At 60.2% G+C, this 16891-nt stretch carries 15 protein-coding genes and 4 pseudogenes; 11 read left to right on the top strand and 8 right to left on the bottom strand.

Annotation, left to right across the window (positions count from 1 at the left end):
- Positions 1-2 precede the first annotated feature (2 nt).
- Complete coding sequence (locus tag CWS35_RS38385; protein WP_024585210.1) at positions 3-581, bottom strand: MarR family winged helix-turn-helix transcriptional regulator; 579 nt, start codon at positions 579-581, stop codon at positions 3-5.
- A 135-nt stretch (positions 582-716) separates the two neighbouring features.
- Between CWS35_RS38385 and CWS35_RS38390 the strand changes: the two genes are divergently transcribed.
- From CWS35_RS38390 to CWS35_RS38420, 7 genes are all read left to right on the top strand, one after another.
- Complete coding sequence (locus CWS35_RS38390) at positions 717-1562, top strand: amidohydrolase family protein (RefSeq protein ID WP_157817367.1); 846 nt, start codon at positions 717-719, stop codon at positions 1560-1562.
- A 19-nt stretch (positions 1563-1581) separates the two neighbouring features.
- Positions 1582-2133, top strand: a complete 552-nt coding sequence (locus CWS35_RS38395; protein ID WP_024585208.1) for a TRAP transporter small permease — start codon at positions 1582-1584, stop codon at positions 2131-2133.
- Complete coding sequence (locus CWS35_RS38400; RefSeq protein WP_024585207.1) at positions 2130-3458, top strand: TRAP transporter large permease; 1329 nt, start codon at positions 2130-2132, stop codon at positions 3456-3458. The genes CWS35_RS38395 and CWS35_RS38400 overlap by 4 nt, the downstream gene beginning before the upstream one ends.
- 40 nt (positions 3459-3498) lie before the next feature.
- Positions 3499-4539 (top strand): TRAP transporter substrate-binding protein, encoded by a 1041-nt coding sequence (locus tag CWS35_RS38405; protein ID WP_029880289.1) that lies wholly within the window; start codon positions 3499-3501, stop codon positions 4537-4539.
- Between the two features lie 50 nt (positions 4540-4589).
- Positions 4590-5318, top strand: coding sequence for a protocatechuate 3,4-dioxygenase subunit beta (gene pcaH, locus CWS35_RS38410; protein ID WP_024585205.1), 729 nt, complete (start codon positions 4590-4592; stop codon positions 5316-5318).
- Entirely contained in the window at positions 5315-5941 is a 627-nt protein-coding gene (gene pcaG / locus CWS35_RS38415) for a protocatechuate 3,4-dioxygenase subunit alpha (RefSeq protein ID WP_024585204.1), read from the top strand. Before pcaH ends, pcaG begins: the two co-directional genes overlap by 4 nt.
- Before the next feature lie 73 nt (positions 5942-6014).
- Positions 6015-7205 (top strand): 4-hydroxybenzoate 3-monooxygenase, encoded by a 1191-nt coding sequence (locus CWS35_RS38420; protein WP_244626177.1) that lies wholly within the window; start codon positions 6015-6017, stop codon positions 7203-7205.
- An 86-nt stretch (positions 7206-7291) separates the two neighbouring features.
- On the opposite strand, the gene CWS35_RS38425 is transcribed toward CWS35_RS38420, so the two are convergent.
- The 4 genes and pseudogenes from CWS35_RS38425 to CWS35_RS38440 form a co-directional block, all read right to left on the bottom strand.
- Positions 7292-8404, bottom strand: a complete 1113-nt coding sequence (locus CWS35_RS38425) for a 3-carboxy-cis,cis-muconate cycloisomerase (RefSeq protein WP_024585202.1) — start codon at positions 8402-8404, stop codon at positions 7292-7294.
- Positions 8405-8484: 80 nt separating this feature from the next.
- Positions 8485-8724, bottom strand: a complete 240-nt coding sequence (locus tag CWS35_RS38430; RefSeq protein WP_051404400.1) for an IS5 family transposase — start codon at positions 8722-8724, stop codon at positions 8485-8487.
- A 214-nt stretch (positions 8725-8938) separates the two neighbouring features.
- Positions 8939-9184, bottom strand: a pseudogene (locus CWS35_RS38435) (ATP-binding protein); the annotation flags it as partial.
- Positions 9185-9472: 288 nt separating this feature from the next.
- Positions 9473-10144, bottom strand: a pseudogene (locus CWS35_RS38440) (IS110 family transposase); the annotation flags it as partial.
- A gap of 202 nt (positions 10145-10346) precedes the next feature.
- Here CWS35_RS38440 and istA point away from each other — a divergent pair.
- Positions 10347-11885, top strand: coding sequence for an IS21 family transposase (gene istA / locus CWS35_RS38445; RefSeq protein ID WP_100957199.1), 1539 nt, complete (start codon positions 10347-10349; stop codon positions 11883-11885).
- Positions 11886-11899: 14 nt separating this feature from the next.
- Positions 11900-12238: an ATP-binding protein gene (locus CWS35_RS38450; protein ID WP_275938762.1), complete on the top strand. Its 339-nt coding sequence runs from the start codon at positions 11900-11902 to the stop codon at positions 12236-12238.
- 19 nt (positions 12239-12257) lie between these two features.
- Here the strand turns inward: CWS35_RS38450 and CWS35_RS38455 are convergent, their stop codons facing one another.
- Both CWS35_RS38455 and CWS35_RS38460 read right to left on the bottom strand, forming a co-directional pair.
- Positions 12258-14327, bottom strand: coding sequence for a recombinase family protein (locus tag CWS35_RS38455; protein WP_100951630.1), 2070 nt, complete (start codon positions 14325-14327; stop codon positions 12258-12260).
- Complete coding sequence (locus CWS35_RS38460) at positions 14308-14508, bottom strand: hypothetical protein (RefSeq protein ID WP_151650822.1); 201 nt, start codon at positions 14506-14508, stop codon at positions 14308-14310. The genes CWS35_RS38455 and CWS35_RS38460 overlap by 20 nt, the downstream gene beginning before the upstream one ends.
- A gap of 312 nt (positions 14509-14820) precedes the next feature.
- On the opposite strand from CWS35_RS38460, the pseudogene CWS35_RS38465 reads away from it, so the two are divergent.
- Positions 14821-15261: pseudogene (locus CWS35_RS38465) on the top strand (ATP-binding protein); the annotation flags it as partial.
- A 121-nt stretch (positions 15262-15382) separates the two neighbouring features.
- Here CWS35_RS38465 and CWS35_RS38470 read toward each other — a convergent pair.
- Positions 15383-15658, bottom strand: a pseudogene (locus CWS35_RS38470) (IS110 family transposase); the annotation flags it as partial.
- 81 nt (positions 15659-15739) lie between these two features.
- On the opposite strand from CWS35_RS38470, the gene CWS35_RS38475 reads away from it, so the two are divergent.
- A protein-coding gene (locus CWS35_RS38475) for an IS3 family transposase (protein ID WP_100957201.1) occupies positions 15740-16878 on the top strand; the annotation gives its coding sequence in 2 pieces (ribosomal slippage) (positions 15740-16004 and positions 16004-16878; 1140 coding nt in all).
- The last annotated feature ends 13 nt before the right edge of the window (positions 16879-16891 follow it).

The raw sequence follows: 16891 nt of genomic DNA on the forward strand, positions 1-16891 counted from the left end.
TTTCAGTCTCGGGTTAAACCCGCAAATTTTCGCGGCCTCCGCGCCCTTAGCGCGCCGGTCGATGCGCGCGTACCAGTCCCAGTCCGAGAGGTGGCCGCCACGGGCTCGGCGATCGTCGGAGCTTCATCGGCCAACGCCGTCACGAGTTTGGTGAGAAGCCGTACAATCTCTTTTCGCTCCCTCTGGTCGAGAGCGGCAAGAAGGCGCTCGGAGACGTTGAGAGCCGCCGCGTTTGCAGGCTTGAGCAAATCCCGGCCGCGCGAGGTTAGCGCGACGATTCGTCGCCGGCCGTCTTTCGGGTCGAGCTTTCTCTGCAGTAAGCCGCGCGCTTCGAGACGGCCGACGACTTGCCCGACAGTCGCACGGTCGATGCCGAGCGCTTTGCCGAGGGTGATCTGATCGAGTGCGCCCCATCGTCCGAGCGCCAGCAGGTGGACATGCTGAGGCGGCGTGAGGCCAATCTTCGCGGTTTCTTGCTCGGCGAGACTCATCAGGATCTGGTTCGCGCGTCGTACCAGAAAGCCCGGTCGTTCATGAAGATCGGGCGGAGAGTGGCGGAGTTTGACAGGGGCTTTGCTCATGGCTTGCCATCTTATATCATAGTATGCATACTTACAAACAACGCTTGGGAGAGAGATGCTGATCTGATGGACACCGAAGTTGTAATAAGGGACTGTCTCGGACCTCCGGCGAGGGTATCTCGCCCGACGTGGTCGTTGCCCGCAGGCAGCTGGGATACTCATTTCCACGTTCTCGGGCCGCAGAATAGGTTTCCCTTTGCCGCGAACCGTAAATACACCCCACCTGACGCCTCGTTCGAGGCCTGCCGCAGTTTTCATCAGGCCTTGGGCATCGAGCGTGGCTTCGTCGTGCACGCCAATACGCACGGGTTCGACAACACCGTCGATCTCGACGCGACCGCGCGTTCGGAGGGCCAATATCTCGCCGTGGTCCGGCTTGACGGTACGGCGACCCCGGAAAGCTGTCGCGCTCTGCATCGCGCAGGAGCGCGTGGGGTGCGCTTTGCCTTCAATCCTCAACATGGAGGGACGCTAGACCGCGCAGTGTTCGATCATGTTCTTCATTGCATTGGCGATCTAGGATGGTTCGTTGAACTGCATTTCGCCGGATCCGCGTTGCCTGAACTGGAATCATGGATTGCGTCGATCCCCATTCCCGTTGTCATCGATCATTTCGGCCGCATCGACCCGCGGCATGGACTCTATGATCCTTCCTTTGAAGTGTTGGTTTCGCTCGCCGGGCGTGACAACATCTGGGTCAAGATCAGCGGCGCGGACCGAATTTCCCATCAAGGCCAGCCCTATACCGATGTCGTGCCGTTCGCGCACCGGCTCGTGGCGGTGGCGCCGGAGCGCCTTCTTTGGGGAAGCGATTGGCCCCACACGGGGTACTTCGACGCCGGCCGGTTCCCCGACGCGGGAAAGCTTCTCGACGCGTTCGCGGCTTTCGTCCCGGAAGAGCGGGTAAGGACGGCGATCCTCGTTGACAACCCTCTGAGACTGCTCGGAGAGGCTACGATCCCGCCTCTCTGCCTCGACTAGTTGCATTATGGAGGGCGCCATGCACGACCCCGGCATCGATATCGGGACCTGCCCGAGTGAAGAGTTCGGACCTATCGGCAAGATGTTAATGGTTGCCAGCAAATGGCTCGCGATCGCGGGCGGGATCGTACTCGTCGCGCTTGTCGTGATGTCGGTGGTCTCGATCGTTGGTCGCAAGCTCTGGTCAGCTCCGGTGCCCGGCGACGTCGAAGTTTTGCAGCTCAGTGCGGCCTCCTCTGTGTCGACCTTTTTTGCTTGGTGCCATCTTACTCGCGGCGACGTCAAGGTCGACTTCTTTACCAATTCGCTGCCTCGCTGGGCCATTGATATGCTTGACGGCGTCGGATCGTTATTGCTGGCGGGAATGGCGCTGTTACTTGGATGGCGCGCCACTGTCGGGGCTTTGTCGGTGCGGCTCTATGGCGAGACTTCGACCATTCTTGCCTGGCCGGTCTGGATTCCCCAGATCCTGATGGTACCGGGCTTCGTTTTGCTCGCCGCCTCCGGATTTTATATGGCCGCATTATCACTCCGCAACGCGTACGGCTCTTTGGACAGGAGCGTACGATGAGCGGGACGCAAACCGCCTTTCTCGTTTTCGGCGGATTGATGCTTCTCCTCGCGCTCCGCGTGCCGATCGGAGTAGCAATGTTCGTCGCCGGTGCGGCGGGATATCTTCTGCTCACCGACGGCAGCATCGCAACCTTCCTCGTCAATCTGAACTACCTGCCGTTCGCACGGCTCTCGAACTATGACCTTGCGGTTATCCCGTTGTTTCTTCTCATGGGGCAATTCGCGACTCATGGCGGACTGAGCCGGCTTTTATTCGGATTCGTCAGGGCATTTCTCGGCCACCGGCGCGGCGGCATGGCGATGGCGGCCGTGGGCGCCTGTGCGGGCTTCGGTGCGATCTGCGGTTCTTCGCTCGCCACGGCGGCAACGATGGGGCAAGTGGCTCTACCCGAACTGCGCCGATACGGCTATTCGGGAAGCTTGGCGACCGGAGCGCTGGCGGCCGGAGGCACGCTCGGCATCATGATCCCGCCCTCCGTTCCGTTGATCATCTACGCGGTCTTGACGCAGGAATCGATCGGCAAGCTCTTCATGGCGGCGGCCGTCCCAGGATTGCTTGCGATGTTCGGCTACATGCTGGTCATCCGCATCATCGTAGCTTTCGATCCTGCCGCGGGGCCTGCGGGCCCACGTGCCTCCAATTCCGAGCGCATTCAAGCCCTTCTGCAAGTCTCTCCCGTTCTTTTTGTCTTCCTGGTGGTGGTTGTGGGCATCTATGGCGGCTGGGCGACGCCAACGGAAGCGGCCGCGCTGGGCGCGGCGGCATGCGGCTTCTTGGCGGTCACGACGGGCGGAATGCGACTACCGGGCCTGAAGGCAAGCGTACTCGGCACTGCGCAAACCACCGCGATGATCTATCTGGTGCTGCTCGGCGCCGACATGATGAACCATACTCTCGCTCTTTCCCAATTGCCGGTTACGCTGGCGGAATGGGCGAAAGGCAGCGGCATGCCGCCACTCACTATCATGCTCATAATTCTGTTGATCTATATCTTTCTTGGATCGGTGATGGACTCGCTCGCGATGATCCTGCTGACCATTCCGATCTTTTATCCGATGGTTATGGGTCTCGACTTCTTTAGCCTGTCGCCCGACGAGAAGTCGATCTGGTTCGGCATCCTGGCCCTTATGGTGGTCGAGATCGGTCTGGTTCATCCGCCTATCGGCATGAACGTCTACATCATCAACCGTCTCGCCAAGGACGTTCCCCTCACCCAGACCTTCAAGGGCGTAATGCCTTTCCTGCTGTCGGACGCCATACGCCTCATCCTGCTGGTATTTATACCGGGCATATCGTTGTTTCTGGTGCGTGCATTTCATTAGTGATCTCTACTGAACAAGTCACCGAGGAGGAGAAGCGATCATGATCAAGACAAGACTACGAGCTCTCGGATTTGCAAGCATCTTTGCTGTCGTTGCCGTTCAGTCCGCGAGCGCCCAGACGACGACGCTCAAGGTTCATCATTTCCTGCCGGCAACCTCGAACGCCCATACGAACTTGATCAAGCCATGGTGCGATAAGATCAACAAGGACTCGAACGGGCGGTTGCAGTGCCAGATCTATCCAGCCATGCAACTTGGCGGGACGCCTGCCCAGTTGTTTGATCAGGCGCGCGATGGCGCCGTCGACATCGTGTGGACCGTCCTCAGCTATCAGGCGGGACGTTTCACGAAGTCGGAGGTATTTGAACTTCCGTTCCTCATCCGCTCCGCCGAGGAAGGCAGCCGCGCTTTGTGGGCCTACATGGAGAAGAATTCGAAGGATGAATTGAGAGGCGTTCACCCGATCTTCATGCATGTACACGATGGCGCGGTGCTCCACTCCACTTCCAAGTCGGTAGCGACGCTGGAGGATCTTAAGGGACTCAAGATCCGTGCCGCCAATCGCGTCAATGCGGTGATGTTGACAGCGCTTGGCGCAACTCCCGTGCAGATGCCGCTGCCGCAGGTACCTGAATCGATGACCAAGGGCGTCGTCGATGGCGCTATGGTGCCTTGGGAGGGCGTGCCGGCGGTGAAATTTCAGGAAATTGCCAAATTCTCTTTGGAGACGCCGGCGGACGCGGGAAAGTTCTCGAACTCCATTTTTGCCTTCGTCATGAACGAGAACAAATACAAGTCCCTCCCAGCCGACCTGCAGAAGGTCATCGATGAAAATGGAGGGATCGAGATGTCCGGGCAGGCCGGGCGGCGAGCCTTCGACGACGTCGTCGAGCCTTTCAGAAAGCAGGCCATCGAGAACGGCGATAAGGTGACCTCCCTGTCGCAGGATGAATTAAAGCGCTGGCAGGCGGCAAGCGAGAAGGTTTACGACGCTTGGTTCGCCGAGATTGCAAAAAAGGGTGGCGACGGAAAACGCCTGCTTCAAGATGCCCGTGAATTGCTTGAGAAGAACCGGCGGTAGCGCTCGGCATTAATTGACGGCGGGCGCGCCGCCTGCGAGGAGACGATAGAATGAAAAAACACGATAGCTTCGGCGAGTTTATTCCGCGCGATCTCAATGTTCATCCTGCAACCTACACGCCGAAGTATCGTTTCTCTGAGTTGCGCTCACCCCGGAGATCTCTGATTCCCCTGGCGAGCACCCTTTCGGAAATAACGGGTCCAACCTTCGACCAGGTCGCTTTCGAGCGCGCCGACAATGATCTGATCCTCAATGGAGCCCAGGACGGGCTTCCGCTTGGGGAGCGGATAATCATTCATGGTTATGTGCTGGATCAATGGGGGCGAGCCGTGCCGGGCGCCCTTATTGAGATTTGGCAGGCCAATGCGAGCGGTCGCTACCGGCACAAAAAGGATCAGTATCTCGCGCCGCTCGATCCCAACTTCGGGGGTAACGGTCGCACCCTTACCGATGCCGAAGGTCACTATCGCTTCCGCACGATCCGTCCGGGAGCCTATCCGGTCGGCCTGGACTGGCGTCCCGCACATATCCACTTCTCGATCTCCGGATCGGGATGGGCCCAACGTCTGATCACTCAAATGTATTTCGAGGGCGACCCTCTGATCCGATCGTGTCCCATCGTGGGAACGATTCCGACCTCGGCGCAGATCGACCGTCTCATCGCCGTACAGGACGAGGCGCGATTTGTGACGATGGATAGCCGTGCCTATCGATTCGATATCGTGCTCAGAGGGCGACGGGCGACCTGGTTCGAAAATGCACGAGGAGATGACACGTGATCGACCCAGTCAAGCTTCTGACCGAAACCGCCTCGCAAACGGCCGGACCTTATCTACATATCGGTCTCGCCCCGCAGTATGCCGGTATCACCACATTCAAGACGCTGTTCGGTTCGGTCCTTACGGACGCCAATACCCGCGGCGAGCGCATTCGCATCGAGGCGCGGATATTCGATGGTTTGAACACCCCAGTGCTGGATGGGTTGATCGAACTCTGGCAGGCGAATGCCGGCGGACGCTATCGACATCCGGGCGATTGTCAGGACAAGGCGCTCGATGAAGGCTTTGTTGGATATGGTCGGGCCTGTTTCGATGCCGAGGCAGGTATCTATGCCTTCGATACCATCAAACCGGGGGCCGTGCGCGGGCGACTTGGAGATCATATGGCTCCCCACGTCAATCTCTGGATCGTGGCGCGCGGCATCAATATTGGTCTGCACACCCGCATGTATTTCGCGGATGAAGCGCCGGCCAACGCTGCCGATCCCGTGCTTCAAAGCATCGAATGGGAGGTCCGCCGGCAGACGCTCATCGCGCCGCGTCAGGCGCGAGACGACAAGGTAATCTACCCCTTCGACATCCATCTGCAGGGAGTAGCAGAAACCGTGTTTTTTGATCTGTGACCGGTTTCAAAATCCCCACCCCACTTATCGCCTTCGCAATGATGGCTCGACTCCAAGACCTGAGGAACGGCTCATGCCCGTGAAAATACGAACACAAGTTGGAATAATTGGCGCGGGGCCTGCCGGGCTCTTGCTGGCATATATGTTGAGAAGGGCGGGGATCGATTCGGTCATTCTCGAAAAGCGGAGCCGTTCCTACATTCTGGGTCGCGTTCGCGCCGGCGTTATGGAGCAGGCGACGCGCGATCTTCTGATCGAGCTGGGACTTGGTGATCGGCTTTGTCGCGACGGTCTGCTGCACAAGGGATTCGAGATTCGCTTCGCCAACGAACGGCGACGCATCGACCTTTCAGAACTGACGGGCGGAAAGGTTATTACGGTCTACGGACAGCAGGAAGTCGTCAAGGATCTTCTTGCCGCGCTCGAACAGGAGAACTATCCGCTGCACTTCGAGATCGACGATGTTCACCTTGAAGGCATAGACGAGGGAGCGCCATGCATACGCGGCCGCGGCGCCGAAGGACCGATCGAGATTAGTTGCGATTTTATTGCCGGCTGCGATGGCTTCTACGGAGTGTCGAGGCCCTCCATTCCCGACGGCGTCCTGTCGGTGCTATCTCGTGAATATCCCTTTGCCTGGCTGAGCATACTGGCCGAGGCGCCATCGGCATCGCACGAATTGATCTATGCGCATCACCAGCGCGGTGGCGCTATCTACTCGATGCGAAACAAGCGACTGAGTCGGCACAATCTTCAGTGTGATCCGGACGGAGCGGCGAAAAGCTGGCCCGCGGATAAGATATGGGACGAACTCGAAGTCCGGTTGAATGCCGATAACAGCGAGCGGCTTCCCCGCGGCCCGATCCTCGATCGTGTGATCACGCGGATGCGCAGCTTCGTTGTGGAGCCCATGCAGTACGGGTCATTGTTCCTCGCCGGAGATGCTGCCCATATTGTGCCCCCGACTGGAGCAAAGGGTATGAATCTGGCCGTCGCCGATATCAAATGCCTGGCAGCCGGTTTCATCGAGCACTATCGTGCCGGCCGGCGAGACAAACTGAACGCATATTCCACAATTTGTCTTGCGCGCATCTGGCGGGTTCAGCGGTTTAGCTGGTGGATGACCTCTATGTTCCATCGCTTCCCGGATCAGGACACGTTCACAGCTCATATGCAGATCGCCGAACTTGATCACGCGACGGGCTCGCAAGCCGCCGCGGCTTCGCTGGCCGAGAATTATGTCGGTTTGCCCCACAGCTGTTGAGGGCCTGTCGCAGGCAGGCCTTTGTCCAGACCGGCATTTGAAGGTACATCAATTAGGCGCGGCAGCCTGTACATTCGAGTCGAGGTTCAGTCCTTCAGTCTTTGTTCCGACGGTCGTTGGAAGTCGGGTGAGGATGCGACGAAACGGACAGACCCTCCCAGTAGAGCACAAGCCTTTCGCAGTGAGGCGGCGGTCGAGATTGCCATCTGAGGAAGAACAAGCCATTCAAGCGTCCATGCCGAGCCGGATCTCTCGTTCTCGTGCACGAGGGCTTGATGAAGAAGGCCGAGCAAGCCTGCATTGAAGCGCGCCAGTGTCACTAGCATCTCGGCCTGAACGGGGTTCGACTTATGCGGAATGGATGAAGAGCCGCCTCCCGATGAACCGAGACGAATTTCATCCACCTCGTTCTGCGTCATGAGAACAATGTCTTGACCGATCTTGCCTAGAGTTCCAGATACCAGCGATAGCCAGCTTGCGAATGTCCCGATACGATCACGCTGCGCGTGCCATGGTGGGGTGGAGCCTAGCATGAGCCGCGAGGCCATGGCGTCGGCGACGGCATCGCCTTGTCCCCGCAAGTCTTCGCGAGTCCCGATCGGCCCACCGAATTGAATAACGAGCAGCCGGGGCATGAGGTCGCGAAGAGCCGCATGGTAATGCTCGAGCGGAGCGATCCAGGTAGCAAGCTTAGCACCCGCAGTGAATGGTCGAGCCCGTTGCATTCGGGTTCTGGCGATCAGTGGAACAGCACCGTCGCGCCGCCTTAGCTCGGCAAGCGCACCGATTACCGCGTCGAGCCGGTCGAGCAGGAGTGCTGCGAGATCCTTTAGGCGCAATGCGAGGCCGGTGTCCACGATGTCCTGGCTGGTCGCGCCAAGATGGACCGCTTGTGCGTACCTCTCACCAACGGCAGCGCGCAACTGTCGTACGAGGTCCGGCACTACGACGCCATCCCGCGCGAGACCCGCTGCCAAGCTGTCCCAGTCGACGCTCAAATCCCGGCAAACGTCAGCAATCCGTTGTGCCGCTTCGTTCTCAATCAAGCCCAGGTCGGCCTCAGCCCCAGCGAGCGCCGCCTCGACCCGAAGCATCGCCTCTATTTCCGCAGCGTTGCAGAAAAGCCGGCCGGCTTCATCGTCGCCAACCAAGACGTTCAGCAACGGAAAAGAGGGAGGATGGTTGATCACGGGAGGCATCGTCAATCGGCGAGTAACAACGCTGGAGATACGTTGTTACATACTAGAATTCCTCACTTGGAGCGAGTACAATTTTAGGTCTAACGATACGCAGCAGCGCACCGTGTCGCGAAGCGGCGGAAGTGCTTGAGGTGGTTGAAGCAGCGCTCGATGCGGTTGCGATGCTTGTAAGCCGCGGCATCGTGCGGGATCAGGATCTTGCGGCTGCGGTTTGAGGGGATCACCGCCTCGGCATTCATGTCGGCGATGAGGGCACGAAAGGCATTGCTGTCATAGGCTTTGTCGGCGAGGAGAGCCTTGCCGGCCTGGCCTTCGAGCAATGCCTGCGCATTCCAGGGATGGTGATCAGGTGTTCCAGGTGATGGTGATCACGGATTCCAGTGATCGCGATCACGTCCGGAGACGAACACGACTGACGAGTGTATGTGTGCTGGAAATGGCCTCCTGGTCAAGGCTGGCGGGTTGGTTTGGAGATCGTCCCGGCGGTCCATGGGAGGGGCCTGTGGGCCGGCGGGGCGATCGGGCGTGAGGCGATCATGGTTTTTTCTTTTCGCCGGCCTGACGGCGCAGGCTGTCGCCTTTGAGCTCGATGCGGTGTGCATTGTGAATGATGCGATCCAATATCGCATCGCCGAGGGTGGGATCGGCAATGACGTCATGCCATTGCGGCACGGGGACCTGACTTGTGATCAACAAGGATCCCTTGTCGTAGCGATCATCGACGATCTCAAGCAGATCGCGGCGCTGGTCGGCGGTGAGCGGTTCGGGTCCCCAGTCGTCGTATGTGGACGGCCTCTGATGGCAAGCACTTTTTGACATTTTGAACGACTTGGTCGGCTTCGATCGTATGTCCGGCCTGTTAATGCAGAGATTATGCCTCCGCTGGCCCTGATGAAATCCGACGACCGGGAACCGCATCAAGGATGCGAGCTTTACGCTCAGACGACTGGTCGGGTTTTTCCTGGTCTTCGGTAATGACCGTGTCATTCATCATGTCTCGCCGTGCTCACCAAACTTGAGACTACAGATCTCCCTTTAGAATGCTCCATCCAGAGACGAGTGGATTGTTCATGCTTTCATGAACATCTCGGTGCGGAAGCTTTCGCCGGTCTTCATCATCGCCCAGATGATCCGAGCGAGCTTGTTCGCAATTGCGACCGTCACGAGGCGCGCGGGCTTTTTCGCCAACAGCCCGACGATCCAGTCCCGCAAGACGCCCTTACGTTTGCCCACGACATTTAGCAGCGACGTCCCCGCGAGCACGAGCAGTTTCCTTATGTATTGATTCCCCTGCTTGGTGATGGCCCCGAGCGATGGCTTGCCTCCGCTTGAGTTTTGCCTTGGCGTAAGGCCAAGCCAAGCGGCAAAATCGCGTCCCGATCTGAAGACATTCGGATCTGGCATGCTGGCGGAGATCACCGTAGCAGTGAGTTTGCCGACGCCAGGAATTTCAACGAGCAACTGGCTAATCTCGCTTCGTGAATGAGCGTTGGCGATCTCCTTCTCAAGATCGTCGAGCGATTGATCAATCGCGTCGATTTGATGCGCCAAGGCCTTCACCGCTGCATTGGCTACACTCGGAAGCCTCGCGTCCGTTTCAGCCAATTGGAGCAAATCGCTGACATGCCCGATGCCCTTGGCGACAATAATCCCGAACTCCGCCAGATGACTGCGCAAAGCATTGACTGTCATCGTCCGCTGCTTGACCAGAAGATCTCGCGTTTTGTGCAACGTCAGCGTCGCTTGATGCGTGTTTCAGAGGATCGTGAGCACGGATTTCAGACGATCGTGAGCAGGGATTTCGCGGGATCGTGAGCAACGATTTCAGAGGATCGTGAGCAGCGATTTCAGGCGATCGTGAGCACCTTTTGGCGGTGCCGGACGCTTCGGCCGACAACTCAACCGAGCTACGGATTTCTCATTCAACGAATGAGGAAGCCTGATGCCTACCGAGAGATTGTCGATGCGCCGGATCCGAGAAGTTCTACGTTTGAGGCAGCAGGGCCTGACCGAGCGCGTCATCGCGCGGATGTTGGGGGTGAGCAATGGCGTCGTGCATGGTTATGTGCGGCGCGCGCGCCTTGCAGGGCTGAGCTGGCCGCTGCCGGAGGGCATGGACGACGAGGGGCTGGAGCTGTTGCTGTTCCCGGCGCCCACGGCAGCCTCGCAGAGCGACCGGCGACCAGCCCCCGATTGGGTTTATGTGGAGAAGGAACTGCGCCGGCGCAGCGTGACCCGCCTGCTGTTGTGGGAAGAGTATCGCGCCGCCAATCCGGACGGCTTTGGCTATACCTGGTTTTGCACGACCTTCGAGGCCTGGAAGCAGCGCACGCGCCCCAGCATGCGTCAAACCCACGTGGCTGGGGAGAAGGTGTTCGTCGATTTCGCCGGCGACACCATCGACATCTTCGATCCCGTCACCGGCGAAGTGCGCGCCATGAAGCTGTTCGTGGCGGCGATGGGAGCCTCGAACTACACCTACGCCGAGGCCTGCCCAAGCGAGAGCCTGTCCGACTGGATCGGCGTGCATACCAATCTGTTCAAGTATCTCGGCGGCGTGCCGAAGTTCGTAGTCTGCGATAATCTCAAGGCCGCCGTGACCAACCCCGATCGCTACGATCCCGGGATCAACCGCACCTATGCCGAGATGGCTGCCCATTATGGCACCGCGATCCTGGCGGCCCGGCCGAGGCGGCCAAAGGACAAGGCCAAGGTTGAGGTCGCCGTGCAGATCGCGCAGCGCTGGATCCTGGCTCGCCTGCGCAACCAGCGTTTCTTTTCCCTGGCGGAACTTAATGCCGCAATTCAGGTGCTGCTCGTCGAACTCAATGCCCGCCAGATGCGCGGTTTTGGCTCCAGCCGCGCCGAACTGTTCGCCGAGATCGATCGTCTCAAACTCGCAAAACTGCCGGACCAGCCCTACGTCTTTGCGCGCTGGAAGCGTTGCTGCGTCGCCCCCGATTATCATGTCGAGATCGATGGTCATTGGTATTCCACCCCTTACCGGTTGATCCGAGAACTCGTCGATGTGCGCATCGCCGACAAGACCGTCGAGATCTTCCACAGGGGTCAGAGGGTCGCGAGCCACCCCCGTGCGCCCAACCGGCGCGGCCACACCACGATCGCCGATCATATGCCGAGCGCGCATCGCCGCTACGGCAAGTGGACGCCGGGAGGCCTGATTGCGGCCGGCGAGAAGATCGGTCCCTCGACCGCCGCGTTCTTCCAGATCGTCATCGATGCCCGGCCGCATCCCGAGCAAGGCTTTCGGACATGCCTTGGCATCCTGTCGCTGGCCAGGAGCTACGACAATGCGCGCCTCGATGCGGCCTGCCGACGCGGCATCCTCATCAAGGCTCGATCCGTCGCCTCGATCCGTTCGATCCTCAAGAACGGCCTTGATCGCGGTTTCCTCGACGAGACGTCCGATCACCAGCCCCTGCGCCACGGCAACATCCGCGGTCAGGGCTATTTCCACTGAACAGGGAGATCTCAATGCTGACGCACCCCACCCATGAACGGCTGATTACGCTTGGCTTGACCGGAATGGCCAAAGCCCTCGAAGAGCAGCGACGATCACCTGATCTCGACGCCCTGTCGTTCGAGGAGCGCGTCGGATTGCTGGTCGATCGCGAAGCCGCCGAGCGCGACACCAAACGTCTTACGACCCGCCTCAAGTTCGCCGCGCTGCGCCAGACCGCATGCGTGGAAGATGTCGATTGGCGCACGCCACGCGGCATCGATCGCGCCGTCTTCGCCAGGCTCATCGTCGGTGACTGGATCCGCCGCAACGAGAATTTGCTCATCACCGGGGCAACCGAGCCCGCTTCATAATGCTCACCTTTCTATCTCGTTAGAGTTCCAGTTCTTTTTGTAGCGGATTGCCGGACGGCGGACGTCTGAGGCGCCGCGCGGTGGCAGCTCGTTTGACGTCAGGACGCTCAAGATCGGCTGCTTTGATGATCCAAGGTGCCCCTTTGCAAAGCTGGCTCGCCGCGAGCTGGCCGTCCTTGATCAGACGTCGCACGGTTGACGGGCTGACGGAGAGGGCCGCGGCCGCCTCGTCCAGAGTGACCTCGCCGCGGTCGCGGCGCTCGCCTTCGCGATAGGCTGCGATGTCGTTGTGGCTGCGCAAGCTGCACACTCGCGACTTGGTCCAGCCATTGCCGCGCCCCGTGGTCTTGCCGGAGCGGTTGAGCACCGACGCGATTGCTTTGTCCGGCATCTGCCGCGCCAGCACGCGCACGAGATCGACTGTCTCTCCCGTTGCGCTCCAGCGGTGCTGGCCGGAGCGATTCTTCTTGACCTTGAGAGCGGAGTGGTCGCCGCCGTGCCAGCGGATCACCAGATCGAGCGCGTTGTCCTCGACGCGGACGACGATCTCGTCGATCAGCGTTCGCACGATCCGCTTGCGCGTCTCGGGTGCCACGCCGGCACTTGACCAAGCACGCTCCAGGTCGGCGCCTAGCGTCATCAGCCGCTCCCTGTCAGCAGGTGTGAGATCAACAGCGGGCGAAGCCGTCAGTCCCTCCAGCTCGGTCTCCAGATTGCGCACGACCGCCAGCCGGTCGTTCCATCGCTTTTCCAGCTCGGCGGCGACGAGGCGGTTGTCGGGATCGACGGCATCGTATTGGCGGCGCGCGCGCCCCACCTCATAGCGAGCCTGCTCCAGCGCCAGCTCGACTTGGCCGCGTTTGTCTTCGTTCGCACGGCTGCGCGCAGCCTGCGCGGCGAGTGCCGCCTCGATACCGAGCGGCTGCAGGCGCTCGATCACCTCGGCGGCCACGTCACGATCGATCCGCATGCCGCCGAACGAGATGCAAGGGTCACCGCCATGATTGTTGGCGCCGCCCCGACAATGGTAGCGACCGGTGTTGCCGTTCTTGCCGGAGTAGGCGACGTGAAGTTTGCGCCCACAATGGCCACAGCGCAGCAGGCCGGCGAGCAGAGCCTCACCTCGGCGCAGGGCACCGCGGCTCATCGGGTTCTTGCCGTTGGCGTTGTCCGCAATCAGGCCGAGGTTCCTCTCATGGTCCGCCCAGCTCAGATAACCCTCATGATGGTTCGGGATCAACACCTCCCAATCCTTGCGCTCCTTCTTGAAGCCGCGAACCACCTTCTTGCGGCCGGCCTCGATGCTGATGCGGCTGCCGGTGCGCCCGAATGCATACGCGCCGGCATAGATTGGGTTGGTCAGAATGTGCAGGATCGTGTTGTAGACCGGCAGCTTCCACTCGACCAGGCGGCCTTCGGCGCCATAGGTGACGGCGGGCAACGGAACGCGCTCGTGTCTGAACCAGAGGTGCACCTGACGCACCGACTGCATCTCGGTGAACTTGGCGAAGACGAGCGCGATCGCCTCGCCGACGCGCCGATCCGGGTCCTTCTCGATGCGGTTGTGGCCGACCCGCACGTAGCCGACGGCGACCGTCATGAACAGCTCGCCCCGGCGCGCCTTCTGCTTCAGCGCTTCGAGCGAGCGCTGGCGCAGTACCGACAACTCCATCTCGCTCATGGTGCCCTTCATGCCGAGCAGTAGGCGATCGTTGGGCTGTCGCGGATCGTAGACGCCGTCCTCGTCGGCGATCAGTGTGCCGACGAGACCGCAGAACTCAAGCAGCGTGTGCCAGTCACGACCGTTGCGTGCGAGCCGCGACGCCTCGATCGAGACCACGACCCCGACGCGGACCTCACAGATGGCGGCCAGCAGCTTCTCGAAGCCGGGCCGCGCGACGCCACCGCCGGAGCGGCCGAGATCGTCATCGATGACGGCAACATCGCTCCAGCCCAGCTGTCGCGCGCGCTCCGGCAAATTGTACTGACGGCGCTTACTTTCCAGGTTGTGGACGACCTGATCAGGCGTCGACTGACGGATGTAGACGACGGCCTGACGGGCGAGGTGCTCAGGCGTGATCTTGCTCATCAGCGGCCTCCCTCGTCTCTGTGGTTGGCGTGCCCGTCTCGATATTGGCGCCGTCGGCGAGGGCCTCGACCAGCAGCCCCTCGATCAGGCGGACGAGAGTGCTTCTCTGCGACGCCGGAATCTCCGGCGTCTGGCGATCCTCCTCGAACAGGCCCCGTTGCAAGTGGCGTCTTGGTTGCATGATCCCCTCCTTCACGCGGGGGCCATGCCCCGCCTTGAGAGGCGATAAGCACATCGATTCGCGCCCGCAGCTCGACGAGCCTTTCGACAGCCAACCGAGGGCTTGCTGTGAGCGTTGCAGAGCGAGCAATATCCTCGCTCATCCAGGCCGGGATCAGGGCGAGTGTCCCGTCGGGCTGCACCACGACCAGATGGTCCTCGCCGGCGAAGCGCTTGCGGTGCTCGACCTGCACCATCTGCCCGGCCCGAGGATGGAACGGATAGAGGATCAAAACCTCGAACGCCGGACACCCGGCATTGTGACGCTGTCTCGACCGGGCTCGGCAAGAGTTGGATTGCCTGCGCCCTCGGCCACAAGGCGTGCCGCGACAATCGTTCGGTCCAGTATCATCGCGTCCCGCGCCTGTTCGAGGCCCTCGCCCTGGCTCGGGGCGACGGCCGCTATGGCCGCATGCTCAAAACCCTCGGGCGCGTTCAGCTCCTCATTCTCGATGATTGGGGTCTGTCGGTTCTCAATCCGCCCGAACGGCGCGACCTGCTGGAGATCCTCGATGATCGCCACGGTCGCGCCTCGACCATCGTCACCAGCCAGATCCCCGTCGAACATTGGCACGACGTTATCGGCGACCCCACCCTGGGCGACGCCATCCTGGATCGTCTCGTTCACAACGCTCACCGCCTTCAACTTACCGGAGAAAGCATGCGAAAGCAGAACGCCCGCAACCAGGCTCTTGACGCAAACTTAAACCCCTGAACACAATCACCATGTCGGCCGAGGCGCCTGCTCATGATCGCCTGAAATACCTGCTCACGATCAAATGAAACGAGCGCTCACCATCGACTGAAATCGCTGCTCACGATCAGCGAAATGCGCACGCTTGTTGCTCCGCGCTCTTGATCGGTACAAAGCGCATTCCGGGGCGGGAGACTGCTTCGCAGATAGCTTCCGCGTCGACGGCGTCATTTTTGCCGCGTTTGACGTAAGGCTTGGTGTAAGCCGGTGGCATCAAAAATGCCTCGTGCCCCATCGCTTGGAGCTCGCGGGCCCAATAATGTGCTGAGCCGCAGGCTTCCAGGCCGATGCGGCAAGGCTCGATTTTCGAAAAGAAATCTCGCATCTTCGATCGCGTCAACTTACGTGTAACAGCGGAACCGCCTTCGCTGACCTGACCTGACCTGGGTTTTTTGGACCAAGCTTTGTGAGAAAATGAGCTTGGAAAGGAGCTTTGGTTATGCCGAAGAAGAGATTCAGCGCGGAGCAAATCGTAGTGGTACTCCGTCAGATCGAAGTGTTGATGTCGCAGGGCAAAGGAGCGCCGGTAGCGTGTCGGGAAGCCGGGATTTCGCAGCAGAGCTACTACCGCTGGCGGAAGGAATACGGTGGGCTGGAGCTTGATCAGGCCAGGCGGATGAAGGATCTCGAGCGCGAGAACGTGCGCCTCAAGCGGCTGGTCGCCGATCTATCGCTTGAGAAACAGGTGCTCAAGGACGTTGCCTCGGGAAACTTGTAAGCCCTGAACGGCGCCGACAGGCGGTAGAAGCCATCCGGGAGAAGTACAGGCTCTCGGAGCGCCATGCCTGTCGGATCGTCGGCCAGTACCGCGGGACGCAGCGATACACCACCATTGTCCGTGCTGATGAAGATGCGCTGACGAGAGCGATTGTCTCCTTAGCCTCCCAATACGGACGATATGGCTATCGCCGGATCACATCCCTGCTTGTCGACGCCGGCTGGCAGGTCGGGTGTGATCGGGTTCAACGGATCTGGCGCCGGGAGGGGCTTAAAGTACCCAGGAAGCAAAAGCCGCGGGGCCGGCTGTGGCTCAACGACGGATCCTGCATCCGGCTGCGACCACAGCATCGCAACCATGTCTGGAGCTATGACTTCGTTGAGGCTCAGACCCACGACGGCCGCAAGGTCCGGCTGATGACCCTGATTGATGAGTTCACCCGCGAGTGCCTGGCCATCCGAGTGGCGCGCCGGATCAACAGCTTTGGCGTCATCGACACGATGGCCGATGTGATGCTCGAACGCGGTGTCCCCGACCACATCCGGTCGGACAACGGCGCGGAGATGACGGCCAAGATCGTGCGCAGTTGGTTTGCAGGGCTGGGAGTAAAAACGCTCTACATCGAACCTAGCAGCCCCTGGGAAAACGGTTACTGCGAAAGCTTCAACGGCAAGCTGCGAGATGAATGCCTCAACGGAGAAATCTTCTACAGCTTAAAGGAGGCCACCGTCGTCATCGAGCAATGGCGCAAGCACTATAACACGATCCGACCGCACTCATCGTTGCATTATCGACCGCCCGCACCGCAAACGTCATCGCCGGAAATACTGCATCTGGAACGGAACGCGGCGATGCAGTAATCTCCATCCCGCT

Origin of the sequence: Bradyrhizobium sp. SK17 (assembly GCF_002831585.1) — a bacterium.
Lineage (GTDB): Bacteria > Pseudomonadota > Alphaproteobacteria > Rhizobiales > Xanthobacteraceae > Bradyrhizobium.

Bases quoted from the DNA above. Each gene is read 5' to 3' on its own strand.
- CWS35_RS38385 (WP_024585210.1), bottom strand. From the start codon at position 581: ATGAGCAAAGCCCCTGTCAAACTCCGCCACTCTCCGCCCGATCTTCAT.
- CWS35_RS38395 (WP_024585208.1), top strand. From the start codon at position 1,582: ATGCACGACCCCGGCATCGATATCGGGACCTGCCCGAGTGAAGAGTTC.
- CWS35_RS38400 (WP_024585207.1), top strand. From the start codon at position 2,130: ATGAGCGGGACGCAAACCGCCTTTCTCGTTTTCGGCGGATTGATGCTT.
- CWS35_RS38405 (WP_029880289.1), top strand. From the start codon at position 3,499: ATGATCAAGACAAGACTACGAGCTCTCGGATTTGCAAGCATCTTTGCT.
- pcaH (WP_024585205.1), top strand. From the start codon at position 4,590: ATGAAAAAACACGATAGCTTCGGCGAGTTTATTCCGCGCGATCTCAAT.
- CWS35_RS38420 (WP_244626177.1), top strand. From the start codon at position 6,015: ATGCCCGTGAAAATACGAACACAAGTTGGAATAATTGGCGCGGGGCCT.
- CWS35_RS38425 (WP_024585202.1), bottom strand. From the start codon at position 8,404: ATGCCTCCCGTGATCAACCATCCTCCCTCTTTTCCGTTGCTGAACGTC.
- istA (WP_100957199.1), top strand. From the start codon at position 10,347: ATGCCTACCGAGAGATTGTCGATGCGCCGGATCCGAGAAGTTCTACGT.
- CWS35_RS38450 (WP_275938762.1), top strand. From the start codon at position 11,900: ATGCTGACGCACCCCACCCATGAACGGCTGATTACGCTTGGCTTGACC.
- CWS35_RS38455 (WP_100951630.1), bottom strand. From the start codon at position 14,327: ATGAGCAAGATCACGCCTGAGCACCTCGCCCGTCAGGCCGTCGTCTAC.
- CWS35_RS38460 (WP_151650822.1), bottom strand. From the start codon at position 14,508: ATGCAACCAAGACGCCACTTGCAACGGGGCCTGTTCGAGGAGGATCGC.